Below are 26,793 nucleotides of genomic sequence, written 5' to 3'. Positions count from 1 at the left end.
CCTGCGCAGAAACGCCCAGCCAACGCGTTTATGCGCACGATCAGCGTTTATGGGCGAGGGGCCGGGACGCAGAGACCGGCACCGCGCGATGCGGGGCCGACCGCACACGAGAGGGGGATGCCGCGCACCGCGCGCCGCATCCCCCTCTCGCATTCGACTACTCGACGATCTCGGCCTCGATCACGTCGTCGTCGCCCGTCTCGGGCTGGGCGGGGCCCGCGCTCGCCAGCACGAGCGAGTCGCCGTCGCTCGCCACGTCGACCCGCACCACATCGCCGTCGCGCACCGTGCCGGCGAGGATCGCCATTGCGAGGCGGTTCTGGATCTCGGTCTGGATCAGGCGACGCAGCGGCCGGGCGCCGTACACCGGGTCGTACCCGCGTTCGGCGAGCCACGAGCGGGCATCGGGCGTGACCGCGAGGGACAGCCGGCGCTCGCGCAGTCGCTTGTGCAGGGCATCGACGGCGAGTTCGACGATCTGCGCCAGGTCGTCCTGGCTCAGGGCCTGGAAGATGACGATGTCGTCGAGGCGGTTCACGAACTCGGGCTTGAAGGCCTGGCGCACCAGCGCCTGCACCTGCTCGTGCTTGGTCTCGATCGACAGCGTCGGGTCGATGAGGATCGGCGAGCCGAGGTTCGAGGTGAGCACCAGGATGACGTTCGTGAAGTCGACCGTGCGGCCCTGGCCGTCGGTCAATCGACCGTCGTCGAGCACCTGCAGCAGCACGTCGAACACCTCGGGGTGCGCCTTCTCGACCTCGTCGAGCAGCACGACGCTGTAGGGACGACGGCGCACGGCCTCGGTGAGCTGGCCCCCCTGCTCGTACCCGATATACCCCGGAGGGGCACCGACGAGGCGCGAGACGGAGTGCTTCTCGCCGTACTCCGACATGTCGATGCGCACCATGGCGTGCTCGTCGTCGAAGAGGAAGTCGGCGAGCGACTTCGCCAGCTCGGTCTTGCCGACACCGGTCGGGCCGAGGAACAGGAACGATCCGACCGGACGGTTCGGGTCGCTGATCCCGGCGCGCGAGCGGCGGACGGCGTCGGACACCGCCTTCACGGCATCGCGTTGCCCGATCAGGCGCTTGCCGAGCTCGCGCTCGAGGTGCAGCAGCTTCTCGGTCTCGCCCTGCAGCAGGCGCCCGACCGGAATGCCGGTCCAGGCGGCGATGACCGCCGCGATGTCCTCGTCGGTGACCTGATCGTTGACCATCCGGTCGCCGGTGGGCTCCTCGCGCTCGGCGGCCATGAGCTCGCGCTCGAGCGCCGGGATCTCGGCGTACAGCAACCGCGACGCGCGTTCGAGGTTGCCCTCGCGCTGGGCGCGCTCGGCATCCACGCGCGCCGAGTCGAGACGGGTCTTCAGGTCGCCGACGCGGTTGAGCGAGGCGCGCTCGCGCTCCCACCGGGCCTGCAGCTCGTCGAGTTTGGCCTGCTCGCCGGCGAGGGTGTCGCGGAGCGTGGCGAGACGCTCCTTCGAGGCCGCGTCCTTCTCTTTCTTCAGCGCGAGCTCTTCGAGCTTCAGGCGATCGACGTGTCGGCGCAGCTCGTCGATCTCGAGGGGCGCGGAGTCGATCTCCATGCGCAGACGCGAGGCCGCCTCGTCGATCAGGTCGATGGCCTTGTCGGGCAGCTGGCGCGCGGGGATGTAGCGGTTCGACAGCGACGCTGCGGCGACCAGCGCCGCATCGGCGATGGCGACCTTGTGGTGCGCCTCGTAACGCTCCTTCAGGCCGCGGAGGATCGCCACGGTGTCTTCGACCGTGGGCTCGCCGACGTACACCTGCTGGAAGCGGCGTTCGAGAGCGGCATCCTTCTCGATGAACTCGCGGTACTCGTCGAGCGTGGTCGCGCCGATCAGCCGCAGCTCGCCGCGGGCGAGCATGGGCTTGAGCATGTTGGATGCCGCGACCGAGCCCTCGCCGCCGCCCGCGCCCATGAGCACGTGCAGCTCGTCGATGAACGTGATGACGCGCCCATCGGACTCGGTGATCTCTTTCAGGACGCTCTTCAGTCGCTCCTCGAACTGGCCGCGGTACATCGCGCCGGCGACGAGCGCCGAGATGTCGAGCGACACGAGTTCTTTGTGCTTGAGACTCTCGGCGACGTCGCCCGCGACGATGCGCTGCGCGAGCCCCTCGACGACGGCGGTCTTGCCGACACCGGGTTCGCCGATGAGCACGGGGTTGTTCTTCGTGCGGCGGGTCAGCACCTGGCTGACGCGGCGGATCTCGCCGTCGCGCCCGATCACGGGGTCGAGCTTGCCCTGGCGGGCACGGTCGGTGAGGTTGATGCCGAACTGCTCGAGGGCGCTCCGCGCGTCCTCCTGCCCCGGCTGTGGCGTGGCGTTCATGTGTTCTCCCAAAATCTGTTCGCGGTCTCAAAAACTTGAGTTGCGTGGACTCAAGTTTAGCAGTGCACCGGCGAGAGAACAATGGATGCCGCGGCACAGGCGGTAGCGCGGACGCGGGCGCGGCGTGAGCGCGGGCGCGGGCGCGGGCAGCGCGGGAGCGGTGGCGGTGTGAGAGCGGGCGCGGCGCGGCCCTCAGGCCGGGATCGGCTCCGCCGCCGCCGGGGCCGACACGGTCGCGGAGGCGACTCGCTCATCGGCGTTGCACGAGAACCGCGCACGGTACGCGGTCGGGGTGAGTCCCATCGCTCGGGCGAAGTTCTGGCGCAGCACCGCCGCCGAACCGAAGCCGCACTCGGCGGCGATGCGGTCCAGCCCCAGATCGGTCTCTTCGAGCAGCCGCTGCGCGTGCAGCAGGCGTTGGCGCGCGAGCCAGGCCGCGGGCGTGGCGCCGAGATCCGCCTTGAAGCGGCGGGCGAAGGTGCGCGGTGACATGTGCGCGCGTGCCGCGAGTCGATCGACCGAGAGCTCGGCATCCAGGTTCTGCAGCATCCACTCGGTCACCGGAGCCAGCGAGAGCGACGAGTCGATCGGGATCGGCGAGGCGATGAACTGCGCCTGGCCCCCGTCGCGCTGCGGCGCGACGACCATGCGTCGCGCGATGCGGTTGGCGAGCTCCGAACCGAGCTCCTGGCGCAGCAGGTGCAGGCACGCGTCGAGTCCCGCGGCGGTTCCGGCGCTCGTGACGATGTTGCCCGACTGCACGTAGAGCACGTCGGGGTCGACCTCGATCTCCGGATACATCCGCGCCATGACATCGGCGTAACGCCAGTGCGTCGTGGCGCGCTTCCCGTCGAGCACCCCGGCGGCGGCGATGACGAACGACCCGCTGCACACGCTCAGCAACCAGGCGCCACGGGCATGGGCGGCGCGCACCACCTCGACCACGCGCGGGTCGACGGTGCCCCACTGGTCCCGCGGGATGGGGGCGAGAACCAGGATGTCGACGTCGGACGCCGCCTCGAGACCGAGATCGACGTTCACCGAGAAACCGATGTTCGAGGGCACGACCCCGGGTTCGGGCGCGACGATGCGGAAGTCGAAATTCGGGATGCCGTCGTCGCTGCGGTCGAGGCCGAAAGCTTCGCACGCGAGGCCGAACTCGAACGGGGCGAAGCCGGGCTGGATGACGACGGCGACCGAGCGCATGCGAACCTCCGGTGTGGCAGAAATATGACGAACACCGTCCATCATGCCACTCGTGACACTTTCCCTCTACTCGTAGCGTCTCTGCCATGGCTTACTTCATCGCCCTCGGCATCCTCTCGCTCGCCGGCATCGTCGGCACCGTGTGGCTCGTGCGGACCGACGGGTACGGGCGCATCCCCACCGACCCCTCGCGCGTCGACCCGTCGGCGCCCCGTTCGGCCCGCTCGCGGGAGAAGACGGTCCAGGCCGCTCCCGCGGTCGAAGCCGCACGCCCGAGCATGCACGTCACCCTGCCGTCGGCCTCGACGGCGACCGCTCCGCTGCGCATCGTGGGAACGGAGTGACCCGACGACGCGGCACACGCCGCCCCGGCACGGCCGAGGCTCGGCGGGCGTGGGATCCGCCGGGTCAGCGCCCCGCGGCGACCGCCCGCTCGTACACGGCGACCATCGCCGCCGTGCGCGACGACTGGCGGAACCGCTCCGCGACGCTCGCGTCGGGCGTGACCGGCGACCCGGCGGCGATGTCGGCGGCCGAGCGGCGGAGGGTCTGCGAGAGCGCCGCGACCGTGGCATCCGGAACCGTCCAGATCCCGGCGCCGAGCTCGGCGCCGATGTCGGGGTCGCTGACGACGGCGGGGGTGCCGAGCGAGGCGGCCTCGAACACCGTCATGCCCTGCGTCTCGAAGCCGATCGACGTCTGCACTACGGCGTCGGCGTCGGCGAGCCGGCGGAGGGTCTCGGCGTACGACAGGCGTCCCGCGAACGTGACGGATGCCACCGGCGCCCGGCGCTCGATCAGCCGCTGCGCGGCACGGAGCTGACCGCCGCCGCCGATGATCTCGACCTCGGCGTCGATCCCCGACTCGGCGACCGCCTCGAGGAAGGGGAGCAGGCGCTTCTCGGGGCTCATGCGGCCGAGCCAGACGAAGCGCGGACGGCCCGGGCGGCGCTCGGTGGGTCCGGCCGCGAGGGCGGCGTCGAGCGCGTCGTCGTCGATGCCGTTCCAGATCACGTCGACCGCGTCGGCGACACCGTGCCGTTCCAGACGACGCGCGAAGTGACCCGAGGGGGCGGTCACGGCGCGGGACACCGCGGCCAGACGGCGAAGGTACGCCCAGCCGTCGATGTCGCTGCCGGCCGGTGCGACATCGCGCCCCGCCACCGGCGCGGTGACCTGTCGCGGCAGCGCGCGTCGCGCCCACGCGTTCAGCGCGCGCAGTACCAGGCCCGGGAACGGGGCGGTCGCCTCGATGCCCACGTCGACGCGGTTGTGCATCGTGTGCACGACGGGCAGGCCGTGCCGCGCCGCGAAACGGTGCCCGATGTACGCGCCCCAGAAGTCGGCCTGCACGTGCACGACGTCGACCGGCAGGCGCGCGCCCATCTCGGAATCCACGAACCGGTCGGTCCGGGCGCCGGGCCAGGTGAGCGCGTACTCGCGATCGAGCGTGAGGGGGATCGAGGGCAGGTCGAGGTAGGCGGTGTCGTCGGGCGCAGGGCGGTGCAGGCGCGGAGCGACGACGGTGACGACGTGGCCCGCGCGCTCGAGGAAGCGCTTCTGCAACCGCATCGACACCTGCGCGCCGCCCAGCGACTCGAGGTGCTGGTCGGCGAACATCACGACGTGCACGAGGTCACTCCGGGAGCGGTCGTCCGCGGTACAGCGCCTCGAAGGTGTCGAGGGTGCGGCCGATGTCGTGCACGATCACGCCGTCGAGCGACGCCTGCTGCATCCGCCGACGCTCGTCGGGGGCGGCGGTGAGCACGTCGGTCAACCGGGCCGCGAGCTCGTCGGCGTTTCCGGGCTCGAACAGGTACCCGTTCTCGCCGTCGTGCACGAGGTGCGGGAGTGCGACCGCATTGGCGGCGACGATCGGCAGGCCGGAGGCCATGGCCTCCATCGTCGCGATCGACTGGAGCTCGGCGATCGAGGCGATCGCGAAGACCGACGCGCGGGAGTAGAGCGCGCGCAGCTCTTCTTCGGACGTGTGGCCGTGGAAGGTCACGCGGTGCGCGAGACCGAGCTGCTCGGCGAGCTGCTCGAGGTTGCGGCGCTGGTCGCCGCCACCGACGATGTCGAAGGTCACGTCGAGGGCGGGGTCGATCTTGGTCATCGCGCGCAGGATGACGTCGATGCCTTTCTCGGTGGTGAGGCGTCCGACGAAGAGGATGCGGTTCGCGTCGCGCGGCTCGAGGTCGGGCGTGTAGTTCGAGCGATCGATACCGCAGGAGATCGGGATGACACCCTCGATGCCGATCGTCGCCTGCAGGAAGTCGGCGGCCCGACGCGTGGGCGTCGTGACGGCGCGCGTCATGACGAAGGTGCGCTTGGCGTCGGCCCAGGCCAGCTTGAGCATGATGCGGTCGAGGAAGTCGGGCAGGGTCGTGAAATCGAGGATGTTCTCGGGCATCACGTGGTTGGTGGCGATCACCGGGATGCCGCGCTTGCGCGCCTCGCGGGCGAGTCCTCGGCCGATGATGATGTGCGACTGGATGTGCACGACGTCGGGCCGGATCTCATCGAGCATGAGTCGCGCGTAGTGCTTCGCGCGCCAGGGCCACACGAACGTGAGCCAGTCGTGCGGAAGGAAGCGGTACGACGGAAGACGGTGCAGCGTCATCGGCTGCCCCTCGATCACCTCGGTCGCCGTGCCCGCGTGGCCGCGGCCGATGCTGGGCGCGGCGACGTGCACGTCGTGGCCGCGGGCGACGAGACCGGCGGCGAGGCGCTCGGCGAAGCGGGCGGCCCCGTTGACGTGGGGCAGGAACGTGTCGGCGCCGATGAGGACCGTGAGCGGACGTTCGGCCGGGGCGGGAGTCTCGCGCGAGACGGCGGGATCGTGCGCGTCGTCGGATACGGGATGGTCGGCGGGCGTCGCAGAAGTGGTCACGGGTGGTGAGGCCTATCTATGCGGCGGACGGGTCGCACGGTGCGGTTCATGCGCTCGCACCACTGTACCCGAGCGGTTTTCGCGAACCCGGAGCCGTCTCGCGGTGTGGAGGACGGGGGCGTGGGCGCCCGAAGCGCGCCGGACGCGGCACCGCCCGCCCGGCGCGGCACCGGGCGGGCGGATCGGCGCGGGCGGAGTCAGTCCCGACCGTCGAGCCGCGGGTCGGGCGACGGAGCACCGTGCGCGGGGCGCGGCGGCCCGTCGGTCCCGGCGGGGGCGGCAACCTCGGATGCCGCGGCCGCCATCGCCGACACCACCACGGCGTCGTCGGTGGCCGGCGCCTGCCGGGGATCAGCGGCGCGGGGGACCTCGGCCGCCGCGAGATCGACGTCGGCGGTGGCCTGCTCGAACTGCGAACGGTAGAGCCGGTAGTACGCCCCCTCGGTGCCGATCAGCTCGTCGTGCGTCCCCTGCTCGACGATGTCGCCGTGCTCCATGACCAGGATGAGATCGGCATCGCGGATCGTCGACAGGCGATGCGCGATCACGAACGACGTGCGTCCTTCGCGCAGCGCGGCCATGGCCTGCTGCAGCAGCAGCTCGGTGCGTGTGTCGACCGACGAGGTCGCCTCGTCGAGGATGAGCACCGACGGACGCGCGACGAACGCCCGCGCGATGGTGATGAGCTGTTTCTCACCCGCCGAGACGTTCGCGGCGTCTTCGTCGAGGACGGTGTCGTACCCCTCGGGGAGCGAGTGCACGAACTGGTCGACGCGGGTGGCGACGGCGGCTTGCTGGATCTCGTCGTCGGTGGCGGTCTCGCGGCCGTAGCGGATGTTGTCGCGGATCGTCCCGGCGAACAGCCACGGGTCTTGCAACACCATGCCGGTGCGCGAGCGGACGTCGTCGCGGCGCAGTTCGGCGATGTCCTGACCGTCGAGCAGGATGCGCCCGCCGTCGAGCTCGTAGAACCGCATGATCAGGTTGACCAAGGTGGTCTTGCCGGCCCCCGTCGGTCCGACGATGGCGACCGTCTGACCCGGCTCGACCCGGAACGACAGGTCGCGGATGAGCGGGCGATCGGGCGAGTACGCGAAGCGGACGTTCTCGAACTCGATGACCCCGCGTCCGTCGCCCGGGCGCGGGGCGTCGGGGGCGTCGGGGCCTTGCTCGTCGGCATCGAGCAGGGCGAAGACGCGCTCGGCCGAAGCCGTACCCGACTGCACGACCGCGGCCATGCCACCCAGCTGCGACAGGGGCTGCGTGAACTGCTGCGAGTACTGGATGAACGCCTGCACGTCGCCCAGGCGGATCTGCCCGCCGGCCACCATGAGCCCGCCGAGCACCGCGATGCCGACGTAGGTGAGGTTTCCGACGAACATCATGCCCGGCATGATCATGCCGGAGAGGAACTGGGCCCGGAAGCTGGCCAGGTAGAGCTCCTCGTTCTCGACCTCGAACTTCTCGCGGGCGTCTTTCTCGCGGCCGTAGACCTTGACCAGCGCGTGACCCGAGAACGACTCCTCGACGCGGGCGTTGAGACGGCCCACCTTCTTCCACTGCTCGCCGAAGGCCTTCTGCGACTTCGGGCCGATCACCCCGAAGATGACCGCCATGAGCGGGAGCGAGATGAGCGCGACGAGGGCCAGCTGCCAGGAGATGGTGAACATCATGATGAGCACGCCCACGACCGTGAGCACGGAGGTGAGGGCGCTCGAGAGCGACTGCTGCATCGTCTGCGTGATGTTGTCGATGTCGTTCGTGACTCGCGAGATGAGCTCACCGCGCTGCACCTTGTCGAAGTACGACAGGGGGAGCCGGTTGACCTTGGCCTCGACGTCTTCACGCAGGCGCCACATCGTGCGCACCATGATGATGTTGATGACGTAGCCCTGGATCCACGACAGCAGCGACGAGCCGACGTAGATGGCCAGCACCGTCACGACCACGATGCGCAGCGCATCGAAGTCGACGCCCGCGCCGACCTGGAAGTTGTCCATCGCGCCGACGATGTTGGCGATGTCGCCCTGCCCGGCGGAGCGCAGGGCGTCGACGACGGCGTCTTTCGGGGTGCCGGCCGGGAACTGCTCGGCGAGCCCGCGCGAGACCACGCCCTCGAAGATGATGTTCGTGGCGTTGCCGAGGACGCGCGGGGCCAGCACCGCCAGCACGACGCCGAGGGCCCCGAGCACCGAGACGAGCCCGAAGGCCCCGGCGTGGGGACGCAGGAGTCCGATCAGCCGGCGGAAGCTCGAGCCGAAGTCCGAGGCCTTGCCCGGCGCGACGCTGTCCCAGTCGCCCGAGTTCAGACGGGCCTGTTCGGCGAGCTCGAGTTCGGCGCGCTCCTCTTCGGTGCGGGTGTCGGGGGTGCTCATGCTTCGACCCCCAGCTGCGACTCGACGATCTCGCGATAGGTGGTGCTGGACTGCAGCAGCTCCTCGTGCGTGCCGACGCCGGCCATGCGTCCGTCTTCGAGCACGACGATCCGGTCGGCGCCGGTGATGGTCGAGACGCGCTGCGCGACGACGATCTTCGTCACCTCGGGGAGCTCTTGCCACAACGCCTGCCGCAATCGGGCGTCGGTGCTGAGGTCGAGGGCCGAGAACGAGTCGTCGAAGACGAGCACCGCCGGCCGGTGCACGATCGCTCGGGCGATGGCGAGGCGCTGGCGCTGCCCGCCCGAGACGTTGGTGCCGCCCTGGGCGATCTTGCCGTCGAGGCCGCCCTCCATCGCCTCGACGAAGTCGCGACCCTGGGCGATCTCGAGCGCGTGCCACAGTTCGTCGTCGGTGGCGTCTTCGCGACCGAAACGCAGGTTGGACGCCACCGTGCCGCTGAACAGGAACGGGCGCTGCGGCACCAGGCCGATGCTCTTCCACAGCAGGTCGAGGTCGGCCTCGCGCACGTCGACGCCGCCGACGCGGACGGCACCCGCCGTCACGTCGAACAGACGCGGGAGCAGGGAGACGAGGGTCGTCTTTCCCGCCCCCGTCGATCCGACGATCGCCACGGTCTCGCCGGGGTGGGCCGCGAACGTGACGCCCGACACCACGGGCGACTCGGCTCCCGGGTACGCGAAGGCGACGTCGTCGAACTCGACGGTTCCGACCGAGGGGAAGACGGTCACCGGGTTCGCCGGACGCTCGAGCGTCGAGTGACTGTCGAGCACCTCTCCGATGCGCTCGGCCGACACGGCCGCGCGCGGGATCATCACCGTCATGAAGCTCGCCATGAGCACGCCCATGAGGATCTGCGCCACGTACTGCATGAACGCGAAGAGGGTACCGATCTGCACGCCGCCGGCGTCGACCTGGATGCCGCCGAACCAGATGACTCCGACGACGGTGACGTTGAGCACCAGCATCGCCAGGGGGAACAGCAGCACGAAGAGCGAGCCCACCTTGCGACCGACGTCCATGATGTCGGTGTTCGCCTCGCGGAAGCGCTCTTCTTCGATGCGCTCGCGCACGAAGGCGCGCACCACACGCACTCCGGTCAGCTGCTCGCGCATCACCCGGTTCACGGCGTCGAGCTTGGACTGGTAGCTGCGGAACAGCGGCACCATGCGGGCGATGATGAGGGCGACCGCGACCAGCAGGATCGGAACGGCGACGCCGAGCAGCCAGCTGAGACCGACGTCTTGCTGCAACGCCATGAAGATGCCGCCGAGGGCGAGCAGCGGGGCGCTGACGAGCATGGTGGCGCCCATCATCGCGAGCATCTGCACCTGCTGCACGTCGTTCGTGTTGCGCGTGATGAGGGAACCGGCGCCGAACTGCGACAGTTCACGCTCGGAGAAGCCGCTGACCTTCTCGAACAGATCGAGCCGGATGTCGCGGCCCGCGGCCATGGCGGCGCGCGCGGCGAAGTAGGTCGCGACGACCGAGGCGACGATCTGCCCGAGCGAGATGCCGAGCATGATCATGCCCTGCGACCAGATGAACCCCGTGTCGCCCTGGGCGACGCCGCGATCGATGATGTCGGCGTTCAGGCGCGGCAGATAGAGGGATGCCATCGCCGCGACGAACTGGAACACCAGCAGCGCCACGAGGAGCCAGCGGTACCGGGACAGGTAGCGGACGAGGATATTGCCGAGCATGGGACCTCCGGAGCAGGTCTGACGCGGCCGCCGTGACCGCGAAGACCAGCCTGGCACCAACCTCCGACACCGGGGAACCATTTCTGCAACTCAGCGCCCGTTCGGTCGCGGCTCGTAGGGTGGAGCCATGTCTCGACTGCAGGCCGACGCCGCCGCCGACCTCTGGGTGCCCGTGACCGGTTCACTCGGCCTCCGCGGCCGACGACACCGCAAGGCCGCCATCGGCATGCTGCTCGGCCAGGCCGCCCGCACGACGGGCACCGCCCCCCGCCCCGGCGGCGGCGCCTTCGCGTGGATGCTGAGTCAAGCCGCTCCGCTGCTCATGCGTCGCGCCGGTGGCCGCGTTCTGGTGTGGGTGTGGAAGAGCGCGCCCGAGCTGCTCGTCGTGATGGCACAGCTGCAAGAGGCCACCGCGCAGCTGCGCACCGCGCGCGCGATGATGCCGATGGAGTACGACGACACGGAGTCGTTCCGCAATCCGCACCTCGGCGTCGGCGAGAAGCTCGCGATGCCGCTGCCGATCGATCCGAAGACTCCCCCGTTCGCGACCTACACGTGGGACACGGGCTCGCACTTCGTCACGGTGACGGCGGTGTGCGCCGACCGCGAGCGGTTCGGCACCGTCATCGGCGCGGTCGACGACATCGCACGCACGCTCCGCGTCGTCGACGACCTCTCGGTCGGAGAGACGCCGACGGTGCTGCGGATCGATCCGGCCTGAGCCGCTGCCCCACTCCGGCCGAGCCGTCGGGGCACCGTATGCACAGACCCTTCGACGCGCTCAGAACCTCGGTGCCGCGACGGGATGTCAGTCGTCGTGGATGTCGCGCGGGCGCCAGAGCACGATGTCGGTCGCGCGACGCACGCGCGAGCCGTGGCGGAGCGTCACGACCGAGCCGGTCGCGCCGGCGGCGAAGACGCGCGCACCGGGGCGGGACTGCCGCTCGATCGTGAGCTGCCGCTCGAGGTCGTTCACGCGGCGGGCGAGATCGTGCACGCGCTCCTCGAGGGCGAGGAGGCGCGCGATCGCGGGAAGGCTCATGCCTTCCCCCGACAGGCGGGCGACCTCGCGCAACTGCTGCACGTGGCGGCTCGAGTAGCGACGCGACCCGCCCTGGGTGCGCGCGGGCACGACGAGACCGAGCCGGTCGTACTGCCGCAGCGTCTGCGGGTGCATGTTCGACAGCTCGGCGGCGGCGGCGATGGCGAAGATCGGGGCGTCTTCGTCGATCTCTCTCTCGGACACGTCTTCACCTCTTTCGTCGTGCCGGGTGCGAGTGCCGGGTTCTCGGCATCCTGACGTATCGGATGCCGAGAACCGCGACGACGCGCGTGGGATGCGTCAGCGCGCCTTGGCCATCAGGTCGGCGCGCGGGTTCTCTTTCGGTTCGAGCTCGTGGAAACGCTCGAGGGCCTCGCGGGCCGCGTCGTCGAGGTGCGTGGGCACCGCGACCTGGACCTCGGCGAGCAGGTCGCCGACGCCCTTGGTCGACTCGATCCCGCGTCCCTTGACGCGCAGCACCCGTCCCGACGGGGTGCCGGGGGCGACGCGCAGTCGCACCGGCTCCCCCCCGAGTGTCGGGACCTCGATCGTGGCGCCCAGAGCCGCCTCGGTGAAGGTGACCGGCACCGTGACCCGCAGGTGGAGGCCGTCGCGCGTGAACACCGGGTGCGGACGCACCGCGACGGTCACGACGATGTCGCCGCTCTCGCCGCCGTCGGGCGACTTGCGTCCGCGGCCGCGCAGGCGGATCTTCTGCCCGTCCGACACCCCGGCCGGGATCTTCACCTTGAACGGGACGTTGTCTTCGCCCTGCAGGGTGATCGTCTCGCCCTTGGCCGCCGTGACGAAGTCGATCGTCGTGCGCGCCGTGACGTCGGATCCGCGCTGCGGTCCGCCGTAACCGCGGTATCCGCCCGAGGTCTGACCGAACCGGCCGGAACCGAAACCGGCGCCGCCCTGCTGGTCGAACATCGAGAAGAAGTCGTCGAAGCCCCCCGGAGGAGCCCCGGCGCCGCCACTGCGCGGTTGACCGAACCGGCTGAAGACGTCGTCGAAACCGCCGCCGCCGCCGGTACCCGGTGCCGAGAAGCGCGCCCCCGAGCCCATGGCCCGGATCTGGTCGTACTCCTCGCGCTGCTCCGGATCGTTGAGCACCGAGTAGGCCTCGCTGATCTCCTTGAACTTGGCCTCGGCCTTCGCGTCACCCGGGTTCGAGTCGGGGTGGTACTGGCGCGCGAGCTTGCGGTAGGTCTTCTTCAGATCGGCCGCGCTGACGCTCTTGTCGACGCCGAGGACCTTGTAGAAGTCCTTGTCGAACCAGTCCTGACTCGCCATGTGTCCTCCTCTTAGGCCGGCACGGCGACGACGACCTTGGCCGGTCGCAGCTCGATCGAGCCGAGGCGGTAACCGACCTCGACGACCTCGAGGATCGTCGTCTCGGTCACGCCGGGGGTGGGCGCCTGGAAGATGGCCTCGTGCTGCTGCGGGTCGAAGACGTCGCCGACGGCGCCGTACGACACCACGCCGAGGCGCTCGGCCACGGCCCGCACCTTGTCGCCGATGGCGGCGAAGGGCGTGCCCTCGACGAGGTCGCCGTGCTTGACCGCGCGGTCGAGGTCGTCCATGACGGGCAGCAGGCCCTTCACGGCTTCGCCCTTGGCCCGCTCGATCTCGCGCTCGCGCTGGTCTTCGGTGCGCCGGCGGTAGTTGGCGTACTCGGCCTGCAGCCGCTTGAGGTCGATCAGCAGCGAGGCCTCCTTGTCGGAGGAAGCCCCCTCTGCCGCGGCCTCGGGCGTCTGCTCGGCGCCGAGGATGTCGTCGATGGTCAGACCGTCGGCATCCGCGTCGGTCGTCTCGGACTGCTCGCCCGACGGCGCGGGGCCGGAGGTGTTCTCCTCCGGCCCCGTTTCGTCAGGACCGGCGCCCGAGCCCGTGGGCTGTTCGTCGTCCTTGTGTGCCATGGTCTCTGCTTACTTCTTCGTCTCGTCGGTCGGCTCGTCGTCGACGACCTCGGCGTCGATGACGTCTTCCTCGGGGTTCGGCGTCTCACCGTTGCCGGGCTGGCCGACGTTGGGGTCGGCGGGCTCGCCCGCGGCCTGCGACGAGGCGTAGATGGCCTCGCCGAGCTTGCCCTGGCTGGCGTTCAGCTTGTCGAACGCGGTCTTGACCGCGTCGTCGTCATCGCCGGCGAGTGCCGTCTTGAGCGCGTCGACATCGCCCTGGACCTCGGTCTTGACCTCGGCGGGGAGCTTGTCTTCGTTCTCTTTGATCAGCTTCTCGATCGAGTACGACAGGGTCTCGGCCTGGTTGCGGGTCTCGGCGGACTCGCGGCGCTTCTTGTCGTCGGCCGCGTTCTCTTCGGCCTCGCGCACCATGCGCTCGATGTCTTCCTTGGGCAGCGACGAGCCACCCGTGATCGTCATCGACTGCTCCTTGCCGGTGCCCTTGTCCTTCGCCGAGACGTGGACGATGCCGTTCGCGTCGATGTCGAAGGTGACCTCCACCTGCGGGATGCCACGGGGGGCCGGGGCGATGCCGGTGAGCTCGAAGGTGCCGAGCGGCTTGTTGTCGCGGGTGAACTCGCGCTCGCCCTGGAAGACCTGGATCGCGACCGACGGCTGGTTGTCGTCGGCGGTGGTGAAGGTCTCGCTGCGCTTGGTCGGGATGGCCGTGTTGCGCTCGATGAGCTTGGTCATGATGCCGCCCTTGGTCTCGATACCGAGGCTCAGGGGGGTGACGTCGATGAGCAGCACGTCCTTGCGCTCACCCTTGAGGACACCGGCCTGCAGGGCTGCGCCCACGGCCACGACCTCGTCGGGGTTGACGCCCTTGTTGGCGTCCTTGCCGGTCTCCTTCTTCACGAGCTCGGCGACCGCGGGCATGCGGGTCGAGCCGCCCACGAGCACCACGTGCGCGATGTCCTCCACCTTGACGCCGGCCTCGCGGATGACGTCGGAGAAGGGCTTGCGCGTGCGGTCGAGGAGGTCCTTGGTGAGGTCCTCGAACTTGGCGCGCGTGAGGGTCTCGCTGAGCGAGACGGGGCCCGAGTCGGTGAGCGACAGGTAGGGCAGGTTGATGGAGGTCGAGGTCGAGCTCGACAGCTCCTTCTTGGCCTGCTCGGCCGCTTCCTTCAGACGCTGCAGGGCGATCTTGTCGCCCGAGACGTCGACACCAGTCGTGTCCTTGAACTGCTTGATGAGGTAGTCGACGACCCGCTGGTCCCAGTCGTCGCCACCGAGGCGGTTGTCGCCCGAGGTGGAGCGCACCTGGATGGTGGAGAAGTCGTCGTCCTTGCCCACTTCGAGCAGCGAGACGTCGAACGTTCCGCCACCGAGGTCGAACACGAGGATGAGCTCGTCTTCCTTGCCCTTGTCGAGGCCGTACGCGAGAGCCGCGGCGGTGGGCTCGTTGATGATGCGCAGCACGTTGAGGCCCGAGATCTCGCCGGCCTCCTTGGTGGCCTGACGCTCGGCGTCGTTGAAGTACGCGGGGACCGTGATGACCGCGTCGGTCACGGTGTCGCCCAGGTACTCCTCGGCGTCGCGCTTGAGCTTCTGCAGGATGCGGGCCGAGATCTCCTGCGGCGTCCACTTCTTGCCGTCGACGTCGAACGACCAGGTCGTGCCCATGTGGCGCTTGACGCTGGAGATGGTGCGGTCGACGTTCGTGACGGCCTGGCGCTTGGCGGTCTCACCGACGAGCACCTCGCCGTCCTTCGTGAAGGCGACGACCGAGGGGGTCGTACGGAAACCCTCGGCGTTGGCGATGACCTTGGGCTCGCCACCCTCGAGCACGCTCACGACGGAGTTGGTCGTACCGAGGTCGATTCCCACTGCACGGGGCATATGTGTCTCCTTGCTTGTGAGCCGGACGGATGCCACGACTCGGGGTGTGATGAAAGTCTCTGCGGGGGTTGAGCCCCGATGACTCAAGGTTATCGGGGCCGCGCATCGAGGTCAAGCCGAGTTGATATGAATTGGCTCAACTTCTGGATGCCGTGTGTCGCACGCCGCCGGCCATGTCCCGAAATGTGCAGCAGCGAGGGGTCCAGGCAGCACGAAGTGGGACATGCCCCGCCCCACAGCGTGCCCAGCGTCTCGCGCAGCGCAAACCGTGTCCCGAAATGTGCAGCCCCGAAGGGCCCAGGCAGCACGAAGTGGGACACGCCCCACCCCGCAGCACGCACGCGGCGTGAGGACGGCACCGGGCGGCGGCAGCGCCTGGGCCCGCTGCACGCACAACGCCCCCGCGACCCGAAGGTCAGCGGGGGCGTCGGACGGATGCCGCGGGGTCAGTCGCGATCGCGGTCGCTCTCACGACGCTGCGGGCGGTCGCTGCGCTTGGCGGAGCGTCCGCCGCCGTCGAGGCGCAGGTCGATCAGCTGGCCCGAGATGCGGGTGTCGGCGAGGCGGCCGATCGTGTCGCTCGACAGGTCGGCGGGCAGCTCGACGAGCGAGAAGTCCTGACGGATCTGGATCGCACCGAAGTCGTTGCGACGCAGCCCACCCTCGTTCGCGAGGGCGCCGACGATCTGACGCGGCTCGACGCGCTGGCGACGACCGACCGCGATGCGGTAAGTCGAGAAGCGCCCCGAGGTGTCGCGGCGCGGACCGCTGTCGCGCGATCCACCGTCACGCGAACCCCCGTCGCGGGAACCGCCGTCGCGCGCGGGACGCTCGCTGTCGAAGCGCTGCTGACGGAAGGCCTCGGCCTCGAGCAGCAGCGGGGTGTCGCCCTGGGCGACCACGGCGAGCGCTGCGGCCACGTCGGCCTCGGGCACGTCGTGGTGCTCGACGTAGTGGGCCACCACGTCGCGGAACGTCGCGATGGCCGCGGTGTCCTCGAGGGCGGTGGTGATCGCGTCGTCGAACCGGGTGAGGCGCGTGGCGTTGACGTCGTCGACGCTCGGCAGCGACATCTCGGTCAGCGGCTGGCGCGTGGCCTTCTCGATCGCGGTGAGCATGCGGCGCTCGCGCGGGGTGACGAAGCTGATCGCGTCGCCCGTGCGGCCGGCGCGACCGGTGCGGCCGATGCGGTGCACGTACGACTCGGTGTCGATCGGCAGGTCGTAGTTGACCACGTGGCTGATGCGATCCACGTCGAGACCGCGCGCGGCGACGTCGGTGGCGACGAGGATGTCGAGCTTGCCGGACTTCAGCTGGTTGACCGTGCGCTCGCGCTGCACCTGGGCGACGTCGCCGTTGATGGCGGCGGCGGTGTACCCGCGGGCACGCAGCTTCTCGGCGACCGTCTCGGTCTCGTTCTTCGTGCGGGTGAAGACGATCATGCCCTCGAAGTTCTCGACCTCGAGGATGCGCGTGAGGGCGTCGATCTTCTGCTGGTACGACACGATCAGGTACCGCTGGCTGATGTTCGTCGAGGTCGCGGTCTTGGTCTTGACCGTGATCTCTTCGGGGTTGTTCAGGTACTGAGCCGAGATGCGGCGGATCTGCGCCGGCATGGTCGCCGAGAACAGCGCGACCTGCTTCGTCTTGGGGGTGTCGGCGAGGATCGTCTCGACGTCTTCGGCGAAGCCCATCTTGAGCATCTCGTCGGCCTCGTCGAGCACGAGGTACTTCAGCTCGCTCAGGTCGAGGGTGCCCTTGTCGAGGTGGTCCATGATGCGACCCGGGGTGCCCACGACGATGTCGACGCCGCGGCGCAGCGCCGACAGCTGCTGGCCGTAGCCCTGACCGCCGTAGACGGGGAGCACCGAGACGCCCTTGATGTGGGCGGCGTACTTCTCGAACGCCTCGCACACCTGGAGCGCGAGCTCACGGGTGGGGGCGAGCACGAGGGCCTGCGGGTTCTTGTGGCCGGTCTCCATCTGCGACAGCACCGGCAGCGCGAACGCCGCGGTCTTGCCGGTACCGGTCTGCGCGAGACCGACGACGTCGCGACCCTGCAGGAGCACGGGAATGGTCGCGGCCTGGATGGCCGACGGGGTCTCATACCCGACGTCCTTGAGGGCTTTGAGCACGTTGGCATCCAGACCCAGGTCGGAGAAGGTGAGCGGGGCGGGGGTGGTCTCCGCCTCAGCGGAGTCGACGGGGTTTTCGGATGCCATGACTCCACGGTAGTCGGCTCCGCGCCGCCGTGCGGGCTCGGCGGTAGCCTGAATGAGCGCGCCAAGGGTGGCGCGGCGTCGTCTCGGGGGTACCGGGCGTTCACCGGAGGGGCCTAGCGTGACCGATATGACCCCTCCCGAGCCCGCCTCCGCCCCCGTCAGCACCCTCCGTCGGCCGGTGCTCGCCTGGGCCCTGTGGGACTGGGGATCCGCCGCCTTCAACGCGGTCGTGACCACGTTCGTGTTCAGCACCTACCTGGCGAGTTCGCTGTTCGTCGATCCCGCCGTGGTGGCTGCGGCGAACGGCAACGACGACGACCCCGCCCTCGTTCGCGCGCTCGCCGACAACGCGAGCCTGGTCGGCGTGGCGCTGATGATCGCCGGCATCGTCGTGGCGCTCGTCGCCCCCGTGCTGGGCCAGCGCTCCGACGGTACGGGGCGCCGCAAGCTCTGGCTCGGCATCAACACCGGCCTCATCGTGCTGTCGATGGCCGCGATGGTCTTCGTCGAGGGCACGCCCGAGTTCCTCGTGCTCGGCGCCACCCTCATCGCGGTCGGCAACGTCTTCTTCGAATTCGCCAGCGTCAACTATTACGCGATGCTCACGCAGGTCTCCACGCGCGAGAACATCGGCCGCGTCTCGGGCTTCGGCTGGGGCATGGGGTACGTGGGCGGCATCGTGCTGCTGCTCCTGCTGCTGGTGCTGTTCATCCAGAGCTTCGGCGCACCCGATGCCGGGGGGCTTCTCGCCGTGCCGAAGGAGGGCGGGCTGAACATCCGCCTCGCGGTCCTGGCATCCGCGGTCTGGTTCGGGGTGTTCGCCGTTCCCGTTCTGCTGCGCGTTCCCGAGATCCCGCCGCAGCAGCGCCGGGTGCGCGTCGGCTTCTTCCGCTCGTACGTGGTGCTGTGGGGCACGTTGCGCTCGCTGTGGCGCGACAGCCGGCAGGTGCTGCTCTTCCTGGTGGCCAGCGCGGTGTTCCGCGACGGCCTCGCCGGCGTGTTCACCTTCGGCGCGATCATCGCCGCGCAGGTGTTCGGCTTCAGCTCGACGGAGGTGCTCTACTTCGCGGTCGCGGCGAACGTGGTGGCCGGTATCAGCACGTTCTTCTCGGGGCGCCTCGACGACCGCTTCGGACCGAAGCGCGTGATCGTCGTCTCGCTGATCGGCCTGATCGTCCTGGGCAGCGTCATCCTCTTCATCGGCACCTCGGTGCCGGCGTTCTGGGTGGCGGGCCTCGGGCTCGGCCTGTTCGTCGGACCCGTGCAGTCGGCCAGCCGGTCGTTCCTCGCCCGGGTGGCTCCGGAGGGTCGCGAGGGTGAGATCTTCGGACTCTACGCCACGACCGGGCGCGCGGTGTCGTTCCTCGCCCCCGGCCTGTTCGCTCTGTTCGTCGGGATCACCGGCGACACCCGCCTCGGCATCGTGGGCATCGTGCTGATCCTGGCGGTCGGGCTGGTGCTGATGGTCCCGGTGAAGGCGCGGCCGGCCGTCATCCGCTGAGGCGGGCCGGGGCCCGGCACGCCGTCAGCTCAGTCGCGCGGCCAGGCGTCGGCGAACTTCCCGAGCAGGCGGGCGAACTCGACGCGCTCGTCGTCGGTGAACGACTCCAGCGCGGAGCGCACGGCATCCCGTCGTCGACCGCGGAAACCCGAGACCATCCCCTCGCCCTCGGGCGTGAGGCGCACGCGCGTGCGGCGGGCGTCGTCGGGGTCGGGCTCGCGTGCGACCAGACCCATCTGCGCCGCCTGCTGAACCAGCCGCGAGGCGCGGGGCTGGTCGACGCCCACCGCCTCGGCGATCTCGCTCACCGACAGCGATCCGGATGCCGCGATCAGAGCGTCGAGTAGGCGCAGGCGTGCGGGTCCGCCGAAGCGACCCTGTGCGGGGTCGGCCCAGGGCGGGGTGCCGCGCCCCCAGGGTCCGCCGAATCCCCCGCGTTCGCCGTGAACGTGCGGGTGATGGTGCCCCTCGGCGCCGAAGGGCGGGCGCGGGCGGCGTCCGCGCAAGCGCCCGAGGGCGGCGGCGATCTCGTCGGCGGGGTCAGTGGCCATGCGGGAATTTTACATGTCGCTTGACAAGCATCTGCGATGCATGTCACAGTACATCTGTTGTCACATGACATGTATCGGCGGATCGACCGCCCCGAAAGGACACCTCCATGACCACCTCCACATCACCTGATGTCCGCAGCCTCGCCCACCGCCTCACGACGGTCGGTCACGCGCTGCACCACCGCCTCTTCACGCAGCTGCGCGACAACGAGCTGCACCCCAAGACCGTGATGATCCTCAGCGCCATCGACGGACGGATCGACGCGCCCTGGGTGCACGACCGTCTCGCCCGCGGCGGCAAGCGCGTCGACGCTCTCGCCGAGCGCGGCTGGATCGAGCGCGGCGACGACGGCTGGCGACTGACCGCCGGGGGTCGCGAGCTCCTCGACCGGGTGGATGCCGACCGCGCGGCCCTGCTGGCCGACGTGCCGGCCGAGCAGCTGGAGCGCCTGACGACGGCTCTCGACGCCCTCTCGGACGCGCTGGGAGTCGACGCGACCGAGGCGTCACCGGAGCGCGGCTTCCGCGGCCCGGGACGCGGCGGTTTCGGCCCCGGTTTCGGTCCTGGTTTCGGCCCCGGCCCGCGCGGGTTCGGTGCACGCTTCGGCCGGGGTTCCGGCCACGGCGATCACGAGGCCGAGCACGGCGGTCACCGCGGATACACCGCGGATCGGCCGTGCGCCGGCAACGAGCGCGACCACGGCGGCCGAGGCTTCGGCCGGGACGGCCACGGCCACCACCGAGGTCACCAGGCCGCGCAGCACGCGTTCGAGCGCGGCTTCGACGCCGGGTTCCGCCGCGGCCGCGAGTCGTCGGCATCCGAATGATCCCGCGAAACCACGAAGCGGCGAGGACTCCCGAGGGAGCCTCGCCGCTTCGTCGTCGGGTCAGCGCCCGACGGACCCGGCCTCGGTGGAGCCGACGTCGGTGCGGTGGAAGTTGAGCGCGGAACGCGAAGCCGTCGGCCCGCGCTGACCCTGATAGCGGTTGCCGTACGGGCCGGAGCCGTACGGGTTCTCGGCGGGCGAGGTCAGGCGGAAATAGCAGACCTGCCCGATCTTCATTCCCGGCCAGAGCTTGATCGGCAGGGTGGCGACGTTCGAGAGCTCGAGCGTCACATGGCCCGAGAAGCCCGGGTCGATGAACCCCGCGGTCGAGTGCGTCAGCAGCCCCAGGCGGCCGAGAGACGACTTGCCCTCGAGGCGCGCGGCGACGTCGTCGGGAAGGCTCACCCGCTCGAAGGTCGACCCGAGAGCGAACTCGCCCGGGTGCAGGATGAACGGCTCGTCGGGAGCGACCTCGATGAGACGTGTCAGCTCGGGCTGCTCCTCGGCGGGATCGATGAAGGGGTACTTGTGGTTGTCGAACAGCCGGAAGTAGCGGTCGAGTCGCACGTCGACGCTGGAGGGCTGCACCATGGCCGGGTCGAAGGGGTCGAGCCCGAGGCGTTTCGCGTCGAGTTCGGCTCGGATGTCGCGATCGGAGAGCAGCACGGCCCCAGCCTAGGGCGAGGGTCGTTTTCGCGGGGGTCTGTGACGGACGACGGGGAGCACGACGACCGGACGCTGTTATGCTGGCCGGGCTGCCGCAAGGCGCACGGGGCTGTAGTTCAATGGCAGAACTTCTGCTTCCCAAGCAGATAGCGCGGGTTCGATTCCCGTCAGCCCCTCCATGTGTGACCCCCGGACTTGTGCCGGACTCTCCCGCGTCGCTTCAGACTGACGCTCCTTTCGCCCGGCGCTCGCTGTTCCCGCACTGCGCTCCGACGACTCCTCGTGGATCGATCACGATCCCGTCGGTGCGTGGTCGAGGGTGACGACGAGTTTCCGCGCCGATACGCCGTGGCGAAGGGTGTCGATGGCCCCCTGGATCGCCGGGAGGCCGTGTCCCGCGATGTGGGCTTCGGGGTAGAGGTGGTGGCTGCCCGAGGCGAGAGCGGCGGGGAGATACCCGCCCCAGACGGCCGGGCCGACGGGAGACGTGGCGATGGCGCTTCCCCAGATGAACGATGCTCCGATACCGCGGGTGCGACTGCGCACCTGGAGAAGAGCAGTCCGCGTTCCGAGCTTCAGGAAGAGGCGGATGCGAGCGAGGGAGAGGCCTCGACGGCGCGGTTGATCGTAGAACGAGACGGGAGGGCTCGCCATCGCGATCTGCGTGGCACCGGTTGCGCGCGCGATCCTCAGACAGGGCTCGGCCGAACCCGTCGCGACGGCGAGGACCCCCGCCACCGCGGAGCCGCCGACCTCATCGATGATCCGATTCGCAGCGTCCGGGTCGTGGTAGTCGAAGACGGCTTCCGCCCCCAGCCGCCTCATCCGTTCGTGGTTCTTCGCCGAGGCTGTCGTGACGACCCGATAGCCGGCCGCTCGGGCGAGCTGGATCGCATTGCCTCCGACCGCCGTCGCGCCGCCCCAGATCACGACGACCTCGTCGCGAGGCGCCGCGTCGCCGAGACGGGAGTAGTCCAGTCCCAGTTGGTCCTTCTCGAACAGGCCGGCCGCCGCGGTGGATATCGCCAGAGGCAGGACGGCGGCCTCCTCGAAGGCGATGGCGGCCGGCAGGACGGCGGCCAGGCTCGCGTCGACCGCGACGTAGGCCTGGAAACCGCTCTCGGAGACGGCGTCCCGTCCTTTCTCCAGGCCCATCGCGTACGCCACGACGCGGTCTCCGACGGCGAAGTCGTCCACGCCGGCACCGGTTTCGACGACGACGCCCGCGACGTCCTCCCCCAGGACCACCGGGTAGCGCAACCAGCCGTACATGACGGTGCCGTTGGACTGGATGATCGCGTCGAGCGGATTCACCGCCACCGCGCGCACCTCGAGCAACAGCTGCCCCACCCCCGGCTTCGGCATCGGCGCAGCTCGGACCGTCAGGTCTGCGTAAGGAGAATCGATCCACGCCGCCGAGTTGTCGCTCATTCTTCCGCTCTCCGATTCTGATGACATTGCGTGTCATCGTCACCGATCTTACGACAGTTCGTGTCATCATGGGTCCATGCCTCGATGGTCACCGGACGCTGCCTTGCGGATGGAAGCCGCGGCGATGAACCTGTTCGCCGACCAGGGGTACGCGGGAACCACGGTTCCCCAGATCGCCGAGGCGGCGGGGCTGACCACACGGACGTTCTTCCGCCACTTCGCGGACAAACGCGATGTGCTGTTCCTCCGGGATCGCGAGTTCCCGCAGGCGGTGAGCGACTTCATGGCATCCATCCCGCAGGAATGCGACGCAGCGGCCACCGTGCGCGAAGGTCTCGCCGCCGCATGCCGAGGCATCCAGGGCTGGCGAGAACAGATCGCACGTCGACGCAGCATCATCCAGAGCGAACCGGCGCTGCACGAGCGCGATCTCCTCCGCAGTCACTACCTCGCTCGCGCCATCGAAGGATCATTGAACCAACGGGGCATCGCCCCCGGGCCTGCGCACGCCTGGGCAGCCCTCGCCGTGACCTGTTTCGACCTCGCGGTGGACCGATGGCTGGAAGGCTCCGCCGATCTCCCGCTCGAGGACGCCCTGACGACGGTGTGGACCGACATGCGGGAATGGTTCACCGCATGACAGGGCGTACATCTCGAAACGCCAGCGGAGCACGTGGGCATCCGGCATCCGATGACCATGAGGCACCCCGGCGTCCGGGCGGCGCCCGCGAAACGGCGGAGCCGCCCGGACTGTCCGGGGCTCACACGCCGGGACGGTAAACCGGCCGCCGTCGGCGTGGATCCCTCACGCTACGTCGGCGCGCGGCGGCGAGGGTGGGCTTGACGAGCTCCCCCCTCGGGTGCGGGCTCAGGCGCGCGTGAAGCCCTCGAGGTCGGGGTCCCAGAAAGCGTCGGGATTGGTGTCGTCGCTCGTCTGCTCGTGGGCGACAGCGGTCGACTGAGGGTAGCGCCGGTGCTGACGGAGCTGCTCCGCGGCCCAGCCGAAGTCGGGTTCCTCGCGCTCCCACGCCGCCGGCGCGCTCAGCACATCGTTGCCCACACCGATGACGAGCTCCGCCTGTTCGGTCTCGCCGTCGTCGGTGACGATCGGGATGCTCACCGCTTCGGCCTGCCCGTCGGCGGCGATCGACGCGGTCAGCTGCACCAGCGCCTCGGCAACGTCGTCGGTCGTGGTCACGGTCTCGCCCGCATAGGTCACACATCGCATGCATCCATGACACCGGATGCCGAAGGCCGCCGGGGGCCGCTTGCCTCGCACGTGCCCGCTCCGATAGGGGGCGCCGTGTCGGAGGTGCGGGTTATCGTGCTCGTGCGGCCCGCGCGAAGGAGGCACTCCACATGACCGACCCCCTCGAACTCACCGTCGCCGATGTCGACGCCTGGCGGGCCTGGCTCGACGAGAACGAGAGCACGAACGACGGCGTGTGGCTGGTGCTCGCCAAGAAGGGCACCACCGCTCCGACCTCGCTCACCTACGCGCAGGCCCTCGACGAAGCACTGTGCAGCGGCTGGATCGACGGGCGGAAGCAGTCGCGCGACGCGGCCACGTTCCGCCAGCACTTCACCCCGCGCCGTGCGCGGTCGATGTGGTCGACGCGCAACGTCGGAATCGTCGACCGCCTCGCCGACGAGGGACGAATGCGCGAACGCGGTGCCGCCGAGATCCGGCGCGCACAGGCCGACGGCCGCTGGGAGCGCGCCTACGCGGGGTCCGCGGCGATCGAGGTCCCCGCCGATCTTCAGGCGGCACTGGATGCCGAGCCCGCGGCCGCGCGTCGCTTCGCGGCGTTGAACAAGTCGGAGCGATACTCCGTGCTGCACCCCGTCGTCACGGCGACGTCCGAGACCGCGCGCGCGGCGCGCATCGCCCGCCACGTCGCGCGGCTCGCGGCACCGGCCGCCGACGACCCCGAGACCCCCGAAAGCGGGTCCACGCTCGGCGCATGACGCGACGGCACGCGCCCGGCGCGATCCGACACGGTTCGCCCTGGACGGCCCCGCCCCTCGCATCCGCGCCGACAATGAGAGCATGCGCGCGCGACGACTGCTCAGCCTCGTGGTGGTGGCATCCGCGATCCTGGCGGGCACGGCCTGCTCGGCGCAGACCTCCCCCGCCCCCGTCCCCGCTCCGACGGGCGACGGACCTGTCGTGTCGTTCTACGGCGACTCGTACACGCGCGGGACCGGGGCGAGCTCGTCCGACCACCGGTGGTCGACGATCGTCTCGGTCGAGCGCGGGTGGCAGGAGATCAACCGCAGCGAGAACGGCCTCGGCTTCGTCAACCGCCGAGCCACGATGGGGGCGGGTCTCGACGACATTCCCGCCCTCGTCATCGACGACCAGCCCGACATCGTGTTCGTCACGATGGGCCTGAACGACAACTTCAGTTACGACCGCGCGGCCGACCAGATCCGCGAGACGATCGACGACGACCTGCAGCGCCTGCACGACGGTCTGCCGCAGGCGCGCATCGTCGTCGTGGAGCCGTTCTGGTACACCGCGGAACGCCCCGCCTCGGTCGACGTGATCGCCGGGTGGGTCGAGGACGCGGCCGAGAGGATCGGCGCCGACCACATCGAGGGAGCGAGCCACTGGCTCGACGGGCACTACGCCGACGACGCCGACAGCTGGATGGCGTCGGACGGCTTGCACCCGAACGACACCGGATACGCCGTCATGGCCGAGAAGATGGATGCCGCGCTCCGCGCCCTCGACCCGCCGCTGTGACCGGTAAGGCGATCAACCGCCCGCCCTGCTGAACGGTTCGACCGCCGTCGCGGCGGTGAAGGGATCAGCGATCGCCCGCCGTGCGGGCCCGGAACCAGACCGTCAACTCGCGCACCGCCCGCGAGCTGATCTCGTCGTCGGCGGACTCGAGGTCGTCGAAGGTGTCGCGGAACCCCTCGGGGGGCGGCGTCGACGGCACGCCGATGGGCTCGTAGCCCATCGTCCACTCGTCGAAGCGGCGGTCGTCGAGGTTCTCACGGAGCAGGATGCGGATGTCGTGGTGCCGCGCGTCCTCACGGATCTTCGCGATCAGGGCGTCCACCGCGTCTTGCGGCCCCTCCAGCACCTGGAAGAAGCGCCCGCGGCGATGCAGCAACATGCCCGTGAGGTCGTGCTCGTGATTGGAGCGCCGACTCTGCGCGAGCAGCGCGGCCAGACGCTCGTCGTCGAAGGGGTCGGTCTCGGTGCTGACGTACGAGACGGAGACGAGGGGAGCCGCCATCAGCGCACCCCGCCCTGGCCGAGCCCGCGCGGGGCCGGTACGCGAACCTGCTGCAGGGTGATCTCGGCGTCCTGCGGGGGCTGCCCGTTGGTGACGGCCGCCATTGCGGCGGTCAGCGCGTCGAAGCGTCCGACGACGCGCGAGCGACCGTCGAAGGCGAGGAAGCCCCCGTCGGCCTGGCGATCGATGTACCCGAGGAAGGCGCCGTTGCGGCTGCCGACGTGGAACCCGTCTTCGACACGAGCCCACACGACGCCCGCGCCGGGGCGTTCAGTCGCGTGCATGGGACACCGCTCCTTCTGCCCGTTGAATGACCAGGCATGAGCGAAGCTACCCGGCACCTCCGACACCGCTGCGCCCTTGACAGGCGAACCGCGACCCGTCCGCCGCCGGCGCGGCCTCCGGACCCGTCGCCGCGCCCACTCCGGCGATGGCAGTGGGAATCCTCAGCCCAGGAGCGCGCGCACCTGGGCAGCGTCATCGGTTCCGGATGCCTCGACGACACGCCCCCGCTCGATCCGGTACATCGCGAACGCGGCGATGCTGGCGCGCCGACGCGTGGGCGCGAGGTGCCCGTACGGGCCGGTGTGCGTCCCGCCCCCGCGCAGGTGCACGGCGAGGCGATCGTCTTCGACGAGCAGCTGGATGCGCTTCCACTGCCAGTCGGGGAAGCCCCGCAGCAGGTCGGCATAGTCGGCGATCCACGCGTCGGCGCCCGCGGGGAGGTGCGCACGACGGACTCCGGGGTCGAGGAAGCCCCGCACGTCGTCGAGATCGTGGCGGTTGAGGGCGTCGAGGAAGTCGGCGAACCACTCTCGCGTCTCCCAGGATTCCACCCGTCCATTATCGGCGGGGTGGGGCGGGCGGGGATCGGCGGGCGGGGTTCGAGGCGGGATGCGGGGAGGGGTTCGACACCTCGCGGGCGGAGCGCGGGGCGTACTG

General features: G+C 70.0%; 25 protein-coding genes and 1 tRNA gene. 8 read left to right on the top strand and 18 right to left on the bottom strand.

The window, feature by feature from the left end:
- Positions 1-157: 157 nt before the first annotated feature.
- Entirely contained in the window at positions 158-2,356 is a 2,199-nt protein-coding gene (locus IFR11_RS10450; RefSeq protein ID WP_191916110.1) for an ATP-dependent Clp protease ATP-binding subunit, read from the bottom strand.
- Positions 2,357-2,548: 192 nt separating this feature from the next.
- The gene (locus IFR11_RS10445; RefSeq protein ID WP_191916109.1) at positions 2,549-3,562 is read right to left on the bottom strand and encodes a GlxA family transcriptional regulator; all 1,014 of its coding nucleotides are present in this window, start codon (positions 3,560-3,562) and stop codon (positions 2,549-2,551) included.
- Positions 3,563-3,648: 86 nt separating this feature from the next.
- Between IFR11_RS10445 and IFR11_RS10440 the strand changes: the two genes are divergently transcribed.
- Positions 3,649-3,906: a hypothetical protein gene (locus IFR11_RS10440; RefSeq protein ID WP_191916108.1), complete on the top strand. Its 258-nt coding sequence runs from the start codon at positions 3,649-3,651 to the stop codon at positions 3,904-3,906.
- A gap of 64 nt (positions 3,907-3,970) precedes the next feature.
- On the opposite strand, the gene IFR11_RS10435 is transcribed toward IFR11_RS10440, so the two are convergent.
- From IFR11_RS10435 to IFR11_RS10420, 4 genes are all read right to left on the bottom strand, one after another.
- On the bottom strand, positions 3,971-5,194 hold the full coding sequence (locus tag IFR11_RS10435) for a glycosyltransferase (RefSeq protein WP_191916107.1): 1,224 nt from the start codon (positions 5,192-5,194) through the stop codon (positions 3,971-3,973).
- 4 nt (positions 5,195-5,198) lie between these two features.
- Complete coding sequence (locus IFR11_RS10430; RefSeq protein ID WP_055934905.1) at positions 5,199-6,455, bottom strand: glycosyltransferase; 1,257 nt, start codon at positions 6,453-6,455, stop codon at positions 5,199-5,201.
- A gap of 197 nt (positions 6,456-6,652) precedes the next feature.
- Positions 6,653-8,830, bottom strand: a complete 2,178-nt coding sequence (locus tag IFR11_RS10425; RefSeq protein ID WP_244630710.1) for an ABC transporter ATP-binding protein — start codon at positions 8,828-8,830, stop codon at positions 6,653-6,655.
- Complete coding sequence (locus IFR11_RS10420) at positions 8,827-10,554, bottom strand: ABC transporter ATP-binding protein (RefSeq protein WP_191916106.1); 1,728 nt, start codon at positions 10,552-10,554, stop codon at positions 8,827-8,829. The genes IFR11_RS10425 and IFR11_RS10420 overlap by 4 nt, the downstream gene beginning before the upstream one ends.
- Before the next feature lie 127 nt (positions 10,555-10,681).
- Here IFR11_RS10420 and IFR11_RS10415 point away from each other — a divergent pair, with 127 nt between their 5' ends.
- Entirely contained in the window at positions 10,682-11,275 is a 594-nt protein-coding gene (locus tag IFR11_RS10415) for a hypothetical protein (RefSeq protein ID WP_055832710.1), read from the top strand.
- Between the two features lie 87 nt (positions 11,276-11,362).
- Here IFR11_RS10415 and IFR11_RS10410 read toward each other — a convergent pair whose 3' ends face one another.
- The 5 genes from IFR11_RS10410 to IFR11_RS10390 all read right to left on the bottom strand — a co-directional run bounded on the left by IFR11_RS10410 (position 11,363) and on the right by IFR11_RS10390 (position 17,624).
- Positions 11,363-11,800, bottom strand: a complete 438-nt coding sequence (locus tag IFR11_RS10410) for a heat shock protein transcriptional repressor HspR (RefSeq protein ID WP_055832709.1) — start codon at positions 11,798-11,800, stop codon at positions 11,363-11,365.
- Between the two features lie 96 nt (positions 11,801-11,896).
- Positions 11,897-12,892, bottom strand: a complete 996-nt coding sequence (locus IFR11_RS10405; protein ID WP_055832708.1) for a DnaJ C-terminal domain-containing protein — start codon at positions 12,890-12,892, stop codon at positions 11,897-11,899.
- An 11-nt stretch (positions 12,893-12,903) separates the two neighbouring features.
- A complete protein-coding gene (locus IFR11_RS10400) occupies positions 12,904-13,518 on the bottom strand; it encodes a nucleotide exchange factor GrpE (RefSeq protein ID WP_055832707.1) in 615 nt (204 codons plus the stop codon).
- A 9-nt stretch (positions 13,519-13,527) separates the two neighbouring features.
- Entirely contained in the window at positions 13,528-15,402 is a 1,875-nt protein-coding gene (dnaK, locus tag IFR11_RS10395; RefSeq protein ID WP_055832706.1) for a molecular chaperone DnaK, read from the bottom strand.
- A gap of 446 nt (positions 15,403-15,848) precedes the next feature.
- The gene (locus IFR11_RS10390) at positions 15,849-17,624 is read right to left on the bottom strand and encodes a DEAD/DEAH box helicase (RefSeq protein WP_055832705.1); all 1,776 of its coding nucleotides are present in this window, start codon (positions 17,622-17,624) and stop codon (positions 15,849-15,851) included.
- A gap of 127 nt (positions 17,625-17,751) precedes the next feature.
- On the opposite strand from IFR11_RS10390, the gene IFR11_RS10385 reads away from it, so the two are divergent.
- Entirely contained in the window at positions 17,752-19,125 is a 1,374-nt protein-coding gene (locus tag IFR11_RS10385) for an MFS transporter (protein WP_055832704.1), read from the top strand.
- A gap of 29 nt (positions 19,126-19,154) precedes the next feature.
- On the opposite strand, the gene IFR11_RS10380 is transcribed toward IFR11_RS10385, so the two are convergent.
- Positions 19,155-19,676, bottom strand: coding sequence for a MarR family winged helix-turn-helix transcriptional regulator (locus IFR11_RS10380; protein ID WP_070409022.1), 522 nt, complete (start codon positions 19,674-19,676; stop codon positions 19,155-19,157).
- A gap of 107 nt (positions 19,677-19,783) precedes the next feature.
- On the opposite strand from IFR11_RS10380, the gene IFR11_RS10375 reads away from it, so the two are divergent.
- Entirely contained in the window at positions 19,784-20,503 is a 720-nt protein-coding gene (locus tag IFR11_RS10375; protein WP_191916105.1) for a hypothetical protein, read from the top strand.
- 60 nt (positions 20,504-20,563) lie between these two features.
- Here IFR11_RS10375 and dcd read toward each other — a convergent pair whose 3' ends face one another.
- Positions 20,564-21,169 carry a dCTP deaminase gene (gene dcd, locus IFR11_RS10370; protein WP_055832702.1) on the bottom strand — a complete coding sequence of 202 codons (606 nt, stop codon included), beginning with the start codon at positions 21,167-21,169 and terminating at the stop codon, positions 20,564-20,566.
- A gap of 105 nt (positions 21,170-21,274) precedes the next feature.
- Here dcd and IFR11_RS10365 point away from each other — a divergent pair.
- Positions 21,275-21,348 (top strand) — tRNA-Gly (locus tag IFR11_RS10365).
- A gap of 112 nt (positions 21,349-21,460) precedes the next feature.
- On the opposite strand, the gene IFR11_RS10360 is transcribed toward IFR11_RS10365, so the two are convergent.
- Entirely contained in the window at positions 21,461-22,534 is a 1,074-nt protein-coding gene (locus IFR11_RS10360) for a zinc-binding alcohol dehydrogenase family protein (protein WP_244630709.1), read from the bottom strand.
- Positions 22,535-22,724: 190 nt separating this feature from the next.
- On the opposite strand from IFR11_RS10360, the gene IFR11_RS10355 reads away from it, so the two are divergent.
- On the top strand, positions 22,725-23,240 hold the full coding sequence (locus IFR11_RS10355) for a TetR/AcrR family transcriptional regulator (protein WP_191916103.1): 516 nt from the start codon (positions 22,725-22,727) through the stop codon (positions 23,238-23,240).
- 228 nt (positions 23,241-23,468) lie between these two features.
- On the opposite strand, the gene IFR11_RS10350 is transcribed toward IFR11_RS10355, so the two are convergent.
- Positions 23,469-23,798, bottom strand: coding sequence for a hypothetical protein (locus IFR11_RS10350; RefSeq protein ID WP_235560490.1), 330 nt, complete (start codon positions 23,796-23,798; stop codon positions 23,469-23,471).
- A 161-nt stretch (positions 23,799-23,959) separates the two neighbouring features.
- Here IFR11_RS10350 and IFR11_RS10345 point away from each other — a divergent pair, with 161 nt between their 5' ends.
- Together IFR11_RS10345 and IFR11_RS10340 are read left to right on the top strand one after the other, a co-directional pair.
- Positions 23,960-24,568 (top strand): YdeI/OmpD-associated family protein, encoded by a 609-nt coding sequence (locus tag IFR11_RS10345; protein WP_191916102.1) that lies wholly within the window; start codon positions 23,960-23,962, stop codon positions 24,566-24,568.
- An 82-nt stretch (positions 24,569-24,650) separates the two neighbouring features.
- Positions 24,651-25,349 (top strand): SGNH/GDSL hydrolase family protein, encoded by a 699-nt coding sequence (locus tag IFR11_RS10340; RefSeq protein ID WP_191916101.1) that lies wholly within the window; start codon positions 24,651-24,653, stop codon positions 25,347-25,349.
- A gap of 64 nt (positions 25,350-25,413) precedes the next feature.
- Here the strand turns inward: IFR11_RS10340 and IFR11_RS10335 are convergent, their stop codons facing one another.
- From IFR11_RS10335 to IFR11_RS10325, 3 genes are all read right to left on the bottom strand, one after another.
- Positions 25,414-25,851 carry a BLUF domain-containing protein gene (locus tag IFR11_RS10335; protein ID WP_055832618.1) on the bottom strand — a complete coding sequence of 146 codons (438 nt, stop codon included), beginning with the start codon at positions 25,849-25,851 and terminating at the stop codon, positions 25,414-25,416.
- On the bottom strand, positions 25,851-26,135 hold the full coding sequence (locus IFR11_RS10330) for a hypothetical protein (protein WP_055832616.1): 285 nt from the start codon (positions 26,133-26,135) through the stop codon (positions 25,851-25,853). Before IFR11_RS10330 ends, IFR11_RS10335 begins: the two co-directional genes overlap by 1 nt.
- Before the next feature lie 162 nt (positions 26,136-26,297).
- Complete coding sequence (locus tag IFR11_RS10325; protein WP_055832614.1) at positions 26,298-26,687, bottom strand: ester cyclase; 390 nt, start codon at positions 26,685-26,687, stop codon at positions 26,298-26,300.
- Positions 26,688-26,793: the final 106 nt, after the last annotated feature.

The sequence above is a fragment of the Microbacterium sp. CFBP 8801 genome, assembly GCF_014839455.1.
In the GTDB taxonomy this organism is placed as follows: domain Bacteria; phylum Actinomycetota; class Actinomycetes; order Actinomycetales; family Microbacteriaceae; genus Microbacterium.
Note: the sequence above shows the minus strand (reverse complement) of the source record. Positions and strands in the feature narration are given on the sequence as shown.

Bases quoted from the DNA above. Each gene is read 5' to 3' on its own strand.
- IFR11_RS10340 (WP_191916101.1), top strand. From the start codon at position 24,651: ATGCGCGCGCGACGACTGCTCAGCCTCGTGGTGGTGGCATCCGCGATC.
- IFR11_RS10400 (WP_055832707.1), bottom strand. From the start codon at position 13,518: ATGGCACACAAGGACGACGAACAGCCCACGGGCTCGGGCGCCGGTCCT.
- IFR11_RS10405 (WP_055832708.1), bottom strand. From the start codon at position 12,892: ATGGCGAGTCAGGACTGGTTCGACAAGGACTTCTACAAGGTCCTCGGC.
- IFR11_RS10440 (WP_191916108.1), top strand. From the start codon at position 3,649: ATGGCTTACTTCATCGCCCTCGGCATCCTCTCGCTCGCCGGCATCGTC.
- IFR11_RS10385 (WP_055832704.1), top strand. From the start codon at position 17,752: ATGACCCCTCCCGAGCCCGCCTCCGCCCCCGTCAGCACCCTCCGTCGG.
- IFR11_RS10420 (WP_191916106.1), bottom strand. From the start codon at position 10,554: ATGCTCGGCAATATCCTCGTCCGCTACCTGTCCCGGTACCGCTGGCTC.
- IFR11_RS10425 (WP_244630710.1), bottom strand. From the start codon at position 8,830: ATGAGCACCCCCGACACCCGCACCGAAGAGGAGCGCGCCGAACTCGAG.
- IFR11_RS10415 (WP_055832710.1), top strand. From the start codon at position 10,682: ATGTCTCGACTGCAGGCCGACGCCGCCGCCGACCTCTGGGTGCCCGTG.
- IFR11_RS10450 (WP_191916110.1), bottom strand. From the start codon at position 2,356: ATGAACGCCACGCCACAGCCGGGGCAGGAGGACGCGCGGAGCGCCCTC.
- IFR11_RS10445 (WP_191916109.1), bottom strand. From the start codon at position 3,562: ATGCGCTCGGTCGCCGTCGTCATCCAGCCCGGCTTCGCCCCGTTCGAG.
- IFR11_RS10380 (WP_070409022.1), bottom strand. From the start codon at position 19,676: ATGGCCACTGACCCCGCCGACGAGATCGCCGCCGCCCTCGGGCGCTTG.
- IFR11_RS10355 (WP_191916103.1), top strand. From the start codon at position 22,725: ATGAACCTGTTCGCCGACCAGGGGTACGCGGGAACCACGGTTCCCCAG.
- IFR11_RS10335 (WP_055832618.1), bottom strand. From the start codon at position 25,851: ATGGCGGCTCCCCTCGTCTCCGTCTCGTACGTCAGCACCGAGACCGAC.
- dnaK (WP_055832706.1), bottom strand. From the start codon at position 15,402: ATGCCCCGTGCAGTGGGAATCGACCTCGGTACGACCAACTCCGTCGTG.
- IFR11_RS10375 (WP_191916105.1), top strand. From the start codon at position 19,784: ATGACCACCTCCACATCACCTGATGTCCGCAGCCTCGCCCACCGCCTC.
- IFR11_RS10360 (WP_244630709.1), bottom strand. From the start codon at position 22,534: ATGCCGAAGCCGGGGGTGGGGCAGCTGTTGCTCGAGGTGCGCGCGGTG.
- IFR11_RS10390 (WP_055832705.1), bottom strand. From the start codon at position 17,624: ATGGCATCCGAAAACCCCGTCGACTCCGCTGAGGCGGAGACCACCCCC.
- IFR11_RS10345 (WP_191916102.1), top strand. From the start codon at position 23,960: ATGACCGACCCCCTCGAACTCACCGTCGCCGATGTCGACGCCTGGCGG.
- IFR11_RS10330 (WP_055832616.1), bottom strand. From the start codon at position 26,135: ATGCACGCGACTGAACGCCCCGGCGCGGGCGTCGTGTGGGCTCGTGTC.